At 71.5% G+C, this 12,621-nt stretch carries 14 protein-coding genes; 8 read left to right on the top strand and 6 right to left on the bottom strand.

Annotated features, from left to right (window positions below; genetic code table 11):
• Positions 1-78 precede the first annotated feature (78 nt).
• The gene (locus WME76_RS00685; protein ID WP_437958298.1) at positions 79-2,298 is read left to right on the top strand and encodes a DUF2169 domain-containing protein; all 2,220 of its coding nucleotides are present in this window, start codon (positions 79-81) and stop codon (positions 2,296-2,298) included.
• Complete coding sequence (locus WME76_RS00680) at positions 2,295-2,492, top strand: hypothetical protein (RefSeq protein WP_437958297.1); 198 nt, start codon at positions 2,295-2,297, stop codon at positions 2,490-2,492. The genes WME76_RS00685 and WME76_RS00680 overlap by 4 nt, the downstream gene beginning before the upstream one ends.
• Positions 2,493-2,621: 129 nt before the next feature.
• Here the strand turns inward: WME76_RS00680 and WME76_RS00675 are convergent, their stop codons facing one another.
• Positions 2,622-3,200, bottom strand: coding sequence for a Uma2 family endonuclease (locus WME76_RS00675; RefSeq protein WP_437958296.1), 579 nt, complete (start codon positions 3,198-3,200; stop codon positions 2,622-2,624).
• Between the two features lie 152 nt (positions 3,201-3,352).
• Here WME76_RS00675 and WME76_RS00670 point away from each other — a divergent pair, with 152 nt between their 5' ends.
• The 6 genes from WME76_RS00670 to WME76_RS00645 all read left to right on the top strand — a co-directional run bounded on the left by WME76_RS00670 (position 3,353) and on the right by WME76_RS00645 (position 8,022).
• Entirely contained in the window at positions 3,353-3,589 is a 237-nt protein-coding gene (locus tag WME76_RS00670; RefSeq protein WP_061615335.1) for a DUF433 domain-containing protein, read from the top strand.
• Positions 3,586-3,954 carry a DUF5615 family PIN-like protein gene (locus WME76_RS00665; protein WP_437958295.1) on the top strand — a complete coding sequence of 123 codons (369 nt, stop codon included), beginning with the start codon at positions 3,586-3,588 and terminating at the stop codon, positions 3,952-3,954. The genes WME76_RS00670 and WME76_RS00665 overlap by 4 nt, the downstream gene beginning before the upstream one ends.
• Positions 3,955-4,138: 184 nt before the next feature.
• A complete protein-coding gene (locus WME76_RS00660; RefSeq protein WP_437958294.1) occupies positions 4,139-5,122 on the top strand; it encodes a TauD/TfdA dioxygenase family protein in 984 nt (327 codons plus the stop codon).
• Positions 5,119-5,970, top strand: coding sequence for a dienelactone hydrolase family protein (locus WME76_RS00655; RefSeq protein ID WP_437958293.1), 852 nt, complete (start codon positions 5,119-5,121; stop codon positions 5,968-5,970). Before WME76_RS00660 ends, WME76_RS00655 begins: the two co-directional genes overlap by 4 nt.
• Before the next feature lie 245 nt (positions 5,971-6,215).
• A complete protein-coding gene (locus tag WME76_RS00650; protein ID WP_437958292.1) occupies positions 6,216-7,016 on the top strand; it encodes a dienelactone hydrolase family protein in 801 nt (266 codons plus the stop codon).
• 145 nt (positions 7,017-7,161) lie between these two features.
• Complete coding sequence (locus WME76_RS00645) at positions 7,162-8,022, top strand: alpha/beta fold hydrolase (protein WP_437958291.1); 861 nt, start codon at positions 7,162-7,164, stop codon at positions 8,020-8,022.
• 38 nt (positions 8,023-8,060) lie between these two features.
• Here the strand turns inward: WME76_RS00645 and WME76_RS00640 are convergent, their stop codons facing one another.
• The 5 genes from WME76_RS00640 to WME76_RS00620 all read right to left on the bottom strand — a co-directional run bounded on the left by WME76_RS00640 (position 8,061) and on the right by WME76_RS00620 (position 12,559).
• Positions 8,061-8,537 carry a DUF2059 domain-containing protein gene (locus tag WME76_RS00640; RefSeq protein ID WP_437958290.1) on the bottom strand — a complete coding sequence of 159 codons (477 nt, stop codon included), beginning with the start codon at positions 8,535-8,537 and terminating at the stop codon, positions 8,061-8,063.
• Positions 8,538-8,678: 141 nt separating this feature from the next.
• Entirely contained in the window at positions 8,679-9,497 is an 819-nt protein-coding gene (locus WME76_RS00635; protein ID WP_437958289.1) for an MOSC domain-containing protein, read from the bottom strand.
• Positions 9,498-9,624: 127 nt separating this feature from the next.
• Positions 9,625-10,452 (bottom strand): hypothetical protein, encoded by an 828-nt coding sequence (locus tag WME76_RS00630; protein ID WP_437958288.1) that lies wholly within the window; start codon positions 10,450-10,452, stop codon positions 9,625-9,627.
• Positions 10,453-10,749: 297 nt separating this feature from the next.
• Complete coding sequence (locus WME76_RS00625) at positions 10,750-11,379, bottom strand: hypothetical protein (RefSeq protein ID WP_437958287.1); 630 nt, start codon at positions 11,377-11,379, stop codon at positions 10,750-10,752.
• 10 nt (positions 11,380-11,389) lie between these two features.
• Positions 11,390-12,559 (bottom strand): AAA family ATPase, encoded by a 1,170-nt coding sequence (locus tag WME76_RS00620; protein ID WP_437958286.1) that lies wholly within the window; start codon positions 12,557-12,559, stop codon positions 11,390-11,392.
• Positions 12,560-12,621: the final 62 nt, after the last annotated feature.

The following is a 12,621-nucleotide window of genomic DNA, read 5'->3' as shown; positions in this document are numbered from 1 at the left end:
ATTGTCGCGAAGCCGTAACTGGTGTCGCTGAGCCGTAACGGGCTGCGGCGTGCTCCCCATGATATCGAGCGGAACAGGATGCATGAGCCCGCTCTATCCAGCGACGCCGTGACGGCGCTCCCCGGGACGACCGCGGCCGCCATGGCGTGGCGCACGGCCCAGGGACAACTTCACCTCACCGCGATCGTCAAGGCGACCTTCGCCTTCGCTCCGGATTCGGAGATGCCGGTCGTCGAGCCGCAGCCCATCTTTCGCGGGGAGGTGCACCACGGCAACAACCCGATCCGGGGCATCCGCTTCGCGAGCGACCTCGCGCCTTACCTCGGTCGCGCCGATGTCATGTTCACGGGGCACGCGTATGCGCCGCGCGGGACGAGGGCGCAATCGATGCACGTGCGGCTCGCGGTCGCCGACAGCCGCCGTATCCTCCTGGACAGGCAGCTCCTCGTCCGCGACCGCGACGGCTTCGAGCGGATGCCGTTGACCTGCGACCGCGCCGCGAGCGGCGCGGACGGGCAGGAGAACCCGTTCGGGAGGGGCCCTGACCCCGCCGCGGCGAACATCATCGATCCGAGAGATCCGAGCCGCCCGGCGGGGCTCGGCCCGATCGCGCGCGCGCTGCCGGCGCGCAGGCGGCGGCTGGGCGCGACGCCGCGAAAGGCGCTGGAGGCGCCGATCGTCGATATCCCCGACGGCTTCGACTGGGGCTATTTCCAGGCGGCGCCCGAGGGACAGCAGATCGATCACCTGCGCGGCGACGAGTGGATCCTGCTCGAGGGGCTCCACCCGAGCTTGCCGCGGCTCGCCATGCGCCTGCCCGGCGCGCGCGGCGCGGCGCGGATTCACGGCCTCGGGGGCCTCGGCGTGGCGGAGGGGACGCGCCTCGATCTCGTCGCCGACACGCTGCACATCGACGGGGAGGAACAGCGGTGCACGGTCGTCTGGCGGCGGAGCTTCCCGCTCCCGCACGCGGGCGCGCTCGCGGCGGTGCGCATCGTGGCGGGCGTCGAGCTCGCGGGCACCCCCATCGCGTGGGCGCCGCCGCAGCGCGCGACGCGCGCCGAGGCGAGGGCGCCGGTGTCGTCGCAGCGCGGGCGGGCCGGCACCATCGTCATCGCGGAAGAAGAGCCCGCGAGCGGGCGGCGCCCCACCGAGACGGCCTTCCTGCAGCCCGAGGAGGCGGAGGCGGCCACGTGCCGCACGGTGATCCCGTTCAAGGTGGCGCCAGCGCCGCATGCGGCCACGGTGGCGCTCGGACCGGACGAGGACGCAGCGGCGAGCGTGAGACACGCGCTGCCGTTCGAGCGCGCTTCCGGGTCGTGCGCGGCGGCGAGCGCGGGGCTGGCGCCCGTCGCGGCGGCGCCGCTCGACGCCGCAACGCCCGTCGCGGCGACGCTGTTCGACACGGCCATGCCGGCCGCCGCGGCGGCGCTGCTCGACACGGCAACACCGCCCCCCGCGACGGCGCCCTCCACGGCACTGCCGTTCTCCACGTTCGCATTGTCCCCGGACGACGACGCGCGCGCGTCTGCGTCCGCGGTGCTGCCATTTCCTGCGGCCCACAGGGCCATTGCGGAGCGACACCCGGCAAGATCTGCCCCCATTCTCGGCGCGCTATCGTCGGCCGGGAGGGCGCCGCCCGTCTCGAGCGTGTCGCCCGCGTCGAGCGCGCCGCCCGTGTCGAGCGCGCCGCCCGCGCCGGTCGCAGCGCCCGCGCGCCTCGCGCCGAGCGCGCCGCCCGTCTCGAGCGCGCCGCCGGCGCCCCTCTCGTCGCCCCTGGGCGCCTCTGAGGCGAAGGCGCCGCCGGCCCCGCCGGCGGACACGGCGGACATCGGCGTGGAACACTTCGCGACCATTGCCGCGCAGCTCTCCGAGCGGCGCGCTTCCCGGGCCGACGTGCTGGGCGCGCACGGGCTCACCGAGGCGCGGTTCGCCGAGATCGAGCGGCGCTGGACCGCCGCGATGGACGACGAGGACAGGCGCGGCGGGCACGCTATCCGCGACGCCTACGACGCCGCGTACGTCAAGGAATGGGAGGTGCACCGCCGGCCGTTCGAGCTCGCCGACTATGCGCGGCTCACCGTGGCAGGCGAGCACGGACACCTCGCCGCCGCGCTCGATTCGCTCGGCATCCGCCGCACCCTGTGGATACGGCTGAAGCGGGTCTGGGCAAGGCGCCTCGCCGAGAGCCGGAGCCTCGCCGGCGCGCTCCAGCGCGAACTCGCGCGGCAACGCGAGCTGCGGAGCACGGACACGCACCGCGCGGGCCCGCACCGTATGCGCGCCCCAGGGTCGTGAGGCACCGCTTCGACGCCGCTGTCTCGATCGAGCGCCTGTGCAGAGGCCGCGCCCGCAAAGCCGCCCACGGCAGGACTCCGGAGCTCGACAGCCGCACGCGTCGGTGGCTGCGCCGCCGCTGCCTCCTCACCGCGGAGGACGGTCTCCGCGTCCCCGTGCTCGGCGCGTGGATCCGCGAGGAGTTCGACGAGTGAGCGGGAGCCGAGATGGCCCTCCATCGAGTCGCCGGAGCAGATGCCGGCGGTGGGAGCATGGCGCGGCCGCGTTGGGATACGCGCCCTCGAGCGCTGGTCGGGCACGGGGTTCCGTCGACAGCGCCGCTCTCAGTCCCCCGGCTCGGCCGCTGCCTCGTAGAGCTCGCGGACGTCGAGCCGGGCGCCGATGGACGCGAGGAGCGCGACGTCGCCCTCGCGCTCAACGGTGGATGTGAAGCAGCCGTCGGCGTCGCGCGTCCAGACCTCCACGCTGCGCTCCCGGTGCGACACGAGCACGTACTGGCGCAACGAGGCGAGGCTCTTGTAGTGCTCGAACTTGTCGCCCCTGTCGTACTCCTCGGTGCTGCGGCTGAGCACCTCGACGATGAGCGTCGGGTTCGTCACGGCTTGCTCGTCCTGGGCGTCGCGCTCGATCGGCCCACACACGACCGTGACGTCGGGGTAGGTGGCGAGTCCGGTCGAGGGCACGCGCACGCGAAGGTCGGAATCGTAAGCCCGGCAGCGACCTCTGCGGAGCTCGGGAAAGAGGAGGCCGATCACCGCCGCGGCGAGCGCGGCGTGCTCGGGCGTGCCTCCCGCCATCGCGTAGATCTGACCGTCGAGGTACTCGTGCTTGACGTTGCTGGACGCCTCCAGGGCCAGGTACTCGGCGTACGTGTGATGGATGCGATGGGCAGGGGCCACCATGGGCACGCAGTATGGCACAGCGCGCGGCGTACGCCTCGCGCAGCGGGCGCGCGAGCCCGACCTCCGGGCGGTGCGGCGACACCGCCGCCTCGCCCGGCGTCTCCTCCCCCCGGCTCGTCCGCTGGTGCTAGGCTCGGTCGAGAAAGGACGGCATGCACGAGATGGATCGGATCACGAGCGACCCCGAAGTGATGCTGGGCAAGCCTGTCATCCGCGGTACGCGCATCACCGTGGAGCATGTCCTCGAAGAGCTGGCGGGCGGCATGACCTTCGATGACCTCCTCGCAGCCCACCCCCAGCTGACACGCGAAGACCTCTCGGCGGCCGTCGCGTTTGCCGTCGATGCAGTGCGCCTCGAACGGCTCCGGACGCTCCGGGCAGCCTCTTGATCCTGGCCGACGAGAACATCGCCGCGCCCATCCTGGAGCGCCTGCGCGCGGACGGGCTCACCGTCCTGCAGGTCGCGGAGATCGCCCCGACGGTCGCCGACAGCGAGGTCCTCCGACTGGCTGCGGAGCACAACGCCATCGTGCTGACCGATGACAAGGATTTCGGCGAGCTCGTCGTGAGGGAAGGATGCGCTCACCGGGGAGTCGTCCTCTTGCGGCTCGCGGGCGTTCCTTACTCAAAGCGAGCCGAGATGGTATCGGCGCTCTTCCGTGAATGCGGCGCGGAGCTCGAGGGGGCCTTCACGGTGCTATCCGGCGATGGCCGCGTTCGCATCCGGAGCCTGTCGCCGAAGCAGGGGACATAAACAAGGCACGACATCGCGCGCTGCCCGGCTACCTCGGTCCCCCTGCACAAGGAGCCTCCGCAGGCCGCGCACCTCCCAACCGCCCCCGCGCGCGCCGCGGCTCCCTCCCTGGCACGACATCCGCATAGCCGGGCTGCCGCTGATCGCCACAGCCGTGGCGGGGGGAACGGCGCGGAGGAGACCCATGAGCCAGAGACCATCCGATCAATCCGTCCAGGTGAAGCCGCTCGCAGGGCACATCGGCGCCGAGATCCACGGCGCCGACATCTCGAGGCCGCTGCCCGACGAGTCCGTGGCGGCCATCCGCGCGGCGCTGCTGAAGTGGAAGGTCGTCTTCTTCAGGGACCAGCCGCTCGGCCACGCCGAGCAGATCGCCTTCGCGGCGCGCTTCGGCGAGGTGACGTACGCCCACCCGCACGAGGACGAGCCGTTCGACGAGCACCCGGAGATCCTCGCCATCGACAGCCGCCGCTACGATCGGCGCTACGGCAGGCGGTTCAGCTACGAGAACCGCTGGCATACCGACGTCACCGCGGCCGTGAACCCGCCGGCGGCGTCGATCCTGCGGGCGCACATCCTGCCGCCCTACGGCGGCGACACCACCTGGACCAACCTCGTGGCGGCCTACGAGGGGCTGTCCGCGCCGGTGCGCGCGCTCGTCGACGGGCTGCGCGCCGAGCACCGTTTCGGGCTGCGGTTCGCCCCGCAGGACCAGGACAGCCCGTACCTGCGCAAGGTGCGCGAGAACCCGCTGATCTCGGTCCACCCCGTGGTGCGCGTCCACCCCGAGACCGGCGAGCGCGCGCTGTTCGTCAGCCCCGGCTTCACCAGCCACATCGTGGGGCTGTCGCCGCGCGAGAGCAGCGCGATCCTCGACCTGCTCTTCGAGCAGATCAGCCGACCGACGTACACCGTACGGTTCCGGTGGGAGCCGGGCAGCGTCGCCTTCTGGGACAACCGGGCGACGGCGCACCTCGGGCCGCAGGACCTCGGGCACCTCGACGTGGAGCGCGTCCTCTACCGCGTGACGCTGACCGGGGACATCCCGGTGGGGGTCGACGGGGTGCGCTCGGAGATCGTGGCCGGCGAGCCGTTCGGCAAGCGGCCCCCGAACAAGCTGAAGGCCGCCCGCAAGGACAAGGCGCCCGAGGCGGAGGTGCAGGCGTGACGGCCGCGAGCGCGGGCGTCGAGAGGGCGTCGTTCCTCGGTCCCCGGGGGACGGTGGAGGCGGTGCTGGTCCGGCCCGTGACGGGCGGGCGCTCGCCGACGGCGGCGGTGCTGATCCTGCACGAGGGGCTGGGGCTCACCGCCCACACGATCGAGCTGGCCAGGCGCTTCGCGCAGGAGGGGTACCTGGCGTTCGCGCCGAACCTGTACTCGCACGACGCGGCCCACCGGACGTTCACCGAGGCGGAGGTGGCCCGCGGCGTGGGGCTGCTGCGCGCGACGGACCGCGACGAGGTGGTCGCGCGGCTGCCGGCGGAGGAGCAGGAGCGGCTGAAGAAGGTGTTCGCGTGGTTCAGCGGCCGCGATACGTCGACGTACCTGCCCGACGCGAGGGCCGCGGTGGCGCACCTGACCGACCGGGCCGACGTGCGCCCGGGGGGGATCGCCGCCGTCGGGTTCTCGCTGGGCGGGGGGCTCGTCGGGCAGCTCGCGGTGGGGGGCGTGGAGTTCGCGGCGGGCGCGGTCTTCTACGGGCAGGCGCCGCCGCTGGAGCAGGTGAAGAGCGTGCGCTTTCCGCTGCAGGTGCACTACGCGGAGGACGATCCGGCGATCACGCCGAGGGCGCCCGCGGTGGAGGAGGCGTTCCGGGCGGCGGGGCGGGAGCTGATCGGGTTCGTGTACCCGGGGACGCGGCACGGGTTCTTCAACGAGACGCGGCCGGTGTACCACGCCGAGGCGGCGCAGCTCGCGTGGCGGCGCACGCGGGAGTTCTTCGCCGAGCGCACCGGCAGCGCGGCGCAGCCGCGGCCGCAGGCGGCCGCCGGAGAGGGCGCGCGCGCGGCGGGGTAGGCGGCGGCTCAACCTGGGTCGGCCGCCTCAACCTGGGTCGGTCACCTCAACCTGGGTCGGCCGCCTCAACCCGGGTCGGCCGCCTCAACCTGGGTCGGCCGCCTCAACCTGGGTCGGCCGCCTCAACCTGGGTCGGCCGCCTCAACCCGGGTCGGCCACCTCAACCCGGGTCGGTCACCTCAACCCGGGTCGGCCGCCAGGCCGGTCGCCTCGCCCGTGGCATGAAGCCTGCCCGTCGGCCGGCCATGACCGCCTCCCCCCCCATCGCCGAGAGCAACGCTCCGAAGCCCATCCACACCGATGACGCCGGCCTCATCGCCGGCGCCGTCACCGTCCCCGCGCCGGCCGGCGACCTCCCCGGCTACCGCGCCCACCCCGCCTCCGGCGGCCCCTTTCCCCTGGTGCTCGTGATCCAGGAAATCTTCGGCGTCCACGAGCACATCCGCGACGTCGTCCGCCGCCTCGCGAAGCGCGGCTACTACGCCCTCGCCCCGGACCTGTTCGTCCGCCAGGGCGACCCGAGCCGCCTCGGCACCATCGACGAGTTCCGCGCCCTCGCGGGCCGGGTGCCCGACCAGCAGGTGCTCTCCGATCTCGACGCGAGCGTGGCCTTCGCCGGCGCCTCCGGGAAGGCGGACGTCGACAAGGCGGCCGTGCTGGGCTTCTGCTGGGGCGGGCGCATCACGTGGCTGTACGCCGCGCACAACCCGTCGCTGAAGGCCGCCGTGGCCTGGTACGGCCGCCTCACCGGCGATCGCACCGAGACGCACCCGAAGCACCCGATCGACGTCGCCAGCGCCCTCCAGGTGCCCGTCCTGGGCCTCTACGCCGGCCAGGACCAGGGCATCCCCCTGCCGACCGTCACCGAGCTGCAGGACGCCCTCCGCGCGGCCTCCGCGCCCGGCGCGGCGCGCTCGGCGATCCACGTCTACCCGGACGCCCCGCACGCCTTCTACGCCGACTACCGGCCGAGCTACCGCCCCGAGGCCGCCGCCGACGCGTGGCGACGCCAGCTCGACTGGCTCGCCCAGCACGGCGTCGCCTGACCGCGACGAGCCCGCACCCCCGCCCCGGCGGCCGCTGCTGCCCCGGCAGCAAGCTGCGCTTCCGCTGCTACTCCGCGCGCACCCGCGCGCTCCCTCGAGACGCCCCCCTCGCCCCCCGGCTCCCCTGATCGAGTACCCTCGCGCGATGCGCGCGAAGCTCCGGGACACCGAGATCTACTTCGACATCGACGGCATGGGCCTCGTCCCCGATGGCCCCGAGATGCGCGAGAAGCCGGTGATGTTCGTCGTGCACGGCGGCCCGGGCGCCGACCACTCCTCCCACAAGGCCGGGATGACGCCGCTCGCCGACCGGGCGCAGCTCGTCCATTTCGATCATCGCGGACAGGGCCGCTCGGCGCGCGGGCCAAAGGACACCTATACCCTCGAGAACAACGTCGAGGACATGGAGGCGCTGCGCCTGCACCTCGGCCTCGATCGCATCGCCGTCATGGGCACCTCCTATGGAGGCATGGTGGCCATGGCCTATGCGCTCGAATACCAGCAGCACATCTCTCACCTCATCCTGGTGGCCACGGCGGCCAGCCACCGCCTCATCGACCGGGCGAAGCAGATCGTCGCCGAGCGCGGCACGGAGCGGCAGAGAGCGGCGTGCGAGCGCCTCTGGGCCGGCGCGCTCGAGAGCGACGCGCAGTTCGCCGAGTTCCTCGAGATCATGGGGCCGCTCTACTCGACCACCTTCGATCCGCAGAAGGCGGCCGAGTCGAGCGCGCGCACCATCTACAACGTCGAGGCGTGGAACGTCGCCCTGGAGCGGTTCATGCGCACGTTCGACTTCACGCCGCGCCTCCCCGAGATCAAGGTGCCCACCCTCGTCATCGCCGGCCGGCACGACTGGATCTGCCCGCCCGATCTCTCGGAGGAGATCGCGCGCCTCATCCCCGGCGCCGATCTCCGCATCTTCGAGCGCAGCAGCCACGCGGTGCGCGCCGACGAGCCGCGGGCGCTCCTCGACGCCATCGCCGGCTTCCTGGTCTACAAGCAGTAGCGCGGACAGCCATCCTCGCGCGGCGTGTCAGACGCGCGCTACTGGACCCCCGCCTTCCGCATCGCCGCGGGCATCCGCTGGACGATGACCGCCCCGACCTTCTTCCCCACCTCCCCGCTGATCTCGGGGAGCAGCTTCGCGGCCTTCTTTCCGACCGGCGTGTTGTAGAACTTGATGAGCTCCTTCAGCTCATCGGCGGTGAACTTCCCCGCGTAGATCTCGACGTTCCACTGGACGAGCTCGTCGTACGGCAGCACCTCGGCGACGACCGCCTTCAGCTTCCCGGCGTCGCTCGCGGAGATCTTCGCGCCCGCCTGCTGCATCGAGGCGCCCATGTTGGACATGAGCTGATCGAGGAGCGCGTTGTAGACCTCCTTCGGCATGACGAGGTGCGTGAGCTCCCGCGCGAGCTTCTTCTCTGCCTCTCCGGCGTGGGCGCTGCCGAGCGAAACGAGCGAGAGCGCGGTCACGACGGCGAGCGAGACGATCCAGGAACGAAGCGCATGCTTTCTCATGCTCCTCCTCTACCACGGATGCCCCGCCGTCCGCGTCGATCCGGGGAGGAGCCCGCCGCCCGCCCCGGCTCGATCCTCGGGGGGCGCCGCGCTCTCACGCACGCGCGCACCGTCGCCGTCGCCGGCGCCGTCAGCGCCCGATCACGCCAGCGTCACCTCGTCGCCGACGCGCAGCGCGCCGGATTTCGTCTCGTGGATGTAGTTCTGACCGAAGTTGAGGTCGCCGCGCTTCTCCGGGTCGCGCCGGTAGGTGGCGAGCGTGCGGAGCGGCTCCGGGCCGCGCTCCGCGGTGAGCTGATCGGTCGTCGTGACCACGCAGCGGGCGCACGGGCCGCCGGCGCGGAGCACGACATCTCCGATGCGGACGCGTCCCCACCGGTCCTCGTCGAAGGCGGCGCACCCGCTCACGACGAGGTTGGGCCGGAAGCGATCCATCGGCACCGGCGCGGCGCCGCTCTCCTCGAGGTGCGCGTTCAGATCGGCGAGGGAGGCCTCGGAGATGACGAGCAGCGGGAACTCGTCGGCGAACGTCACGACGTCCTCCGGTCGCGCCACCGAGGGCCGGAGGACGGGCCGGCGGAACGCCTCGCCGATGCGCACGAGCCGCGCCGGGTGCTCCAGGGTCTCGCTGAGCCACGCGGCGGCCTCGTCGCCGCAGTCCTCGGCCTGGAGGTCGGTGCTGTTCCAGACCTCGACGGTGAGCAGCCGCGCGCCCTGCGCCGCGCGCGGCACGGAGATCGGCGCGCGGCCGGCGGTGTGGAGCGTGAGCGAGCTCGGGGAGAGCTGCGTCTCGATGAGCGCCATGCGCGGCAGCGGGCGCTGCGTGAGCGGCTTGCCGTCGGGGTCGGCGATCATGAACCGCCGATCACCGGCGAGGCCGAGCTCGTCGAGGGACGCCGCGTCGAGCGCGACGCCCCGGCAGCCCTTGACGGGATAGATGTGGATGGCGGAGATTCGCATTGCGGCGCTTATACCACGCTCCGCTCCGCGCCGGCGGCGCCCTCGTGGGGACGTCGATGACGGCGGGCGACGGGCGCCTCGCTCAGGGTGGCAAAAGCGAAGAGAAGACCGCCAGGGGCGGCGTCGCTCAATCGGTGCAGCACAGCGTCCCACCCGGGGCGCCGCAGGTCTCCGGGTCGTCGCTGCAAGGGCGCATCCAGGCCTGGGTGACGCCGAGGACGACCTTCACCTGCGCCGCGTGCTTCGTCGAGCCGTCATCGTTGCGCAGCTCCGCGGCGAGGATCACGTGGGTCCCCTCCGGGAGCACGGAGTCCGGATCCCATATCCCTCCGGGGAGGTTCGCGGGGAGCCCGGCCGCGGACGGGATCTCCCCGGGGACCATCCCGACCACCCTCTCCTGCGGTCTGCCCGATGCGAACAGGTCCCCGGTCGCAGGGTCCTTGACGCTGTACCGCAGGCGAGCGTACTCGCCGCAATCGCCGCAAGCGACGGAGAGCCAGAGGTGATACCCCCCCTGGGGCCCGGCCATCACCGGCAGCGTCGCGCCAGCCTCGATGGCCTCGAAGCAGGTCTCGCCGGTCCCGATCTCGAACACCGCGGGATCCTCCGGCAGGCGACACCCACCACCGCCGCCCTCGCCGGTCGAGCCGCCTTCACCCGTGGAGCCGCCCTCGCCGGTCGACTCGCCTTCGCCCGTCGAGCCGCCCTCGCCGGTCGAGCCGCCGCCCCCTCCGGTGGCACCGCCGCCCGCTCCGGAAGCGCTGCCGCCGCCCTCGCTGGCAGAGCTGCCGCCGCCGCCCTCACCGGCCGAGTTGCCGCCCCCCTCCGCGGCGGAGCTGCCGCCATCGCTGTTCGAGCCCGACCCGACATTCGAGCTGCAGTGGAGACACAGAAGTGCGATGGGGATGAGGGGAATCGATCGCCGGCGGGTCAGTGCGTGAAGAAGAGATCTCATGGTGAGCACCTAGAACAGCCGGAAGCGCTGTAAAGGGGGAACCAGGGCGAGCCCGTCCTGCAGCTCGACATCCCGGAGGAGCATCGTGCTGGCAGAATTCATTCCATCGTGACTACGCGAACCGAGAGGCTCGCACGGACCGGGCTCATCGGCATGCGCTGGGCCATGTGTGCCAACGGCGGACAGCGCTGACACAGCGACCAAGCCGGCGCCAAGCCTTGCGCGAGGATCCGCGCTTGCATGTTCTCTCGGCCGGGCTCGCGGGACGAAGAGGGCGTCGCGTTGATGGATCCGAGGTCAGGCTCGCCTCGCCCGAGGAGAACTGTCGGAATCGCGCCCAGGCGGTGTCGCGCCACATAGAGCGCCCAGAACACGGACCAGCTTGTCAAAGCTGTCGGACCGCATGCGGAGGCGGGCAATGTCGATGCGTCTCGTCTCGATGAGCTGGTGCTCGGATGGCGAGTATTCCGGAACCAGCCGGCGGAGCTTTTCTTTGGCTCCGCTCACCTTTTCAGGTGCAGCCACCTTCGCTCTTTTCAGCTCGTCGTCACTGTAATTTAGCAGGAGCCACGTCTCGTATTCGCGCAGCACCATGACCGCAGCTCCCGCGATGATGCTCTTGATCAGCTCCGTCGCGTGCGGCCCCCATTTCGCCGGACAATCGTCGTCGGCGTCGCACAGCACGAGCGCTGCGTCTGCGCGTCTTGCCTTCGCGAGAGCCAGCGCGCGCCGTAGGCCCTGAGCATTGCAGGGCCTGAGCGGGCTCCTCGTCTTCTCATCGACGAGCATGCCCCGCGGCTGCCGGATGGGATCGTTATCGACGACCCAGTCCTGGGCTCCCAGATAGTGCCGGATGACGCGCGAGCAGAGGTTGGGGATCGCGGTGACCTCCCCCTTGCCTTCCACGATGCACACGAGACGCTTCATCGGAGAGCGCTCAGTGCTCGACGACTTCCGGGGTCTCGCCCTCGATGCGGAGCGGCTCCGACCGCATCAGCTCCGCGACGGAGAAGAGGCCGCCCCGTACCACCTCCCGTTGCGCGGAAGAGAGCTGGCCGATGCGCGTCACGCCCGCTCGATAAGAGCAGACCAGGATCGCCTCATCGCGGGCGGCATCGAGGAGATCGGCGCTGTGGGTCGTCACCAGCACAGCCCCCTTCCTTGATGCCTTCTCCAGGACATCGAAGAGAAGCTGCGCCGCTCCGACATGAATGGATACCTCGGGCTCCTCGATGATGAGAAGCTCGTCCTTATTCATCTGCTGCGCGGCGACGATGATGCCAAGCGCACGCAGCGCGCCCTCGGACATCTCGGCGGCCGAGAACGTCGCGATTTGATCGCCGGCTTGGCGCTGATCGAACTTGAGCAGCAAGAATCTATCGAGCGGCTCGACGGAGATCCCCGCCAGACCTGGCACGATCTTCCGCATGGCTTCGATCACGCCCTCCTGCACTGGCGGCTTGAGGCTGCGGTAGGCGACGGCGATGTTACTCCCAGACTCATCGAGTCGCCTGCTCTCCGCCGCCGCTTGCGGTTGCCGCATTGCCTCGGGATTCAACCGGATCCGGCGCACGTTGCGAAGAGCTGTGTGCTGAGACAGATGGCGCAACTGGCGGGCGAGGACCATCGCGCTCGCGGTCTCGCTGAGCGCCGGGGCGCCTCGAGTCCCTGGGAACGGTAGCGCGAGCTGGTTCGCAGGTCCGATGTCGAGCTTCCTGGGCGTCCTCTCCAGCCTGAACGCAGATTCCGTATCGGCGATCACCTCGATGAGCTCGCGGCTGAACGTCCACGTTCCTTCGCGGCCGCTATGAATCGTGAACTGATGACGTATGTAATCCGTCTCCAGCGCCTCCTGGGAGCGCGCGGCGCGAATGTCGATGGTGACATCGGTTGGCCTCGTCGGTCTCCAGCGCCGCACCGAGGCGATCCCGCCGCGTCGCTCCACAGCCGTCGCCGCGTCCGTCGCCACGTCGCGGGCAAACACGAGGGCATCAGCGAAGTTCGACTTGCCGCTTCCGTTTGGCCCGACGAGCACGGTGAACGGCGCCAGGTCGACGCTCACCCGCTCCATGCTGCGGTAGTTCCTTAGCTCAACGCGACGCCACATTCGCCCGGGTCTCCGTTGCCTCGTCGAGGCGGGGAGCGGCAGGGCCGCCCTGGCGCAACCTA

The sequence above is a fragment of the Sorangium sp. So ce119 genome (assembly GCF_051524405.1).
In the GTDB taxonomy this organism is placed as follows: domain Bacteria; phylum Myxococcota_A; class Polyangia; order Polyangiales; family Polyangiaceae; genus Sorangium; species Sorangium cellulosum_G.
The sequence above is the reverse complement of the archived record's forward strand: the minus strand, read 5'-3'. Positions and strand labels throughout refer to the sequence as shown.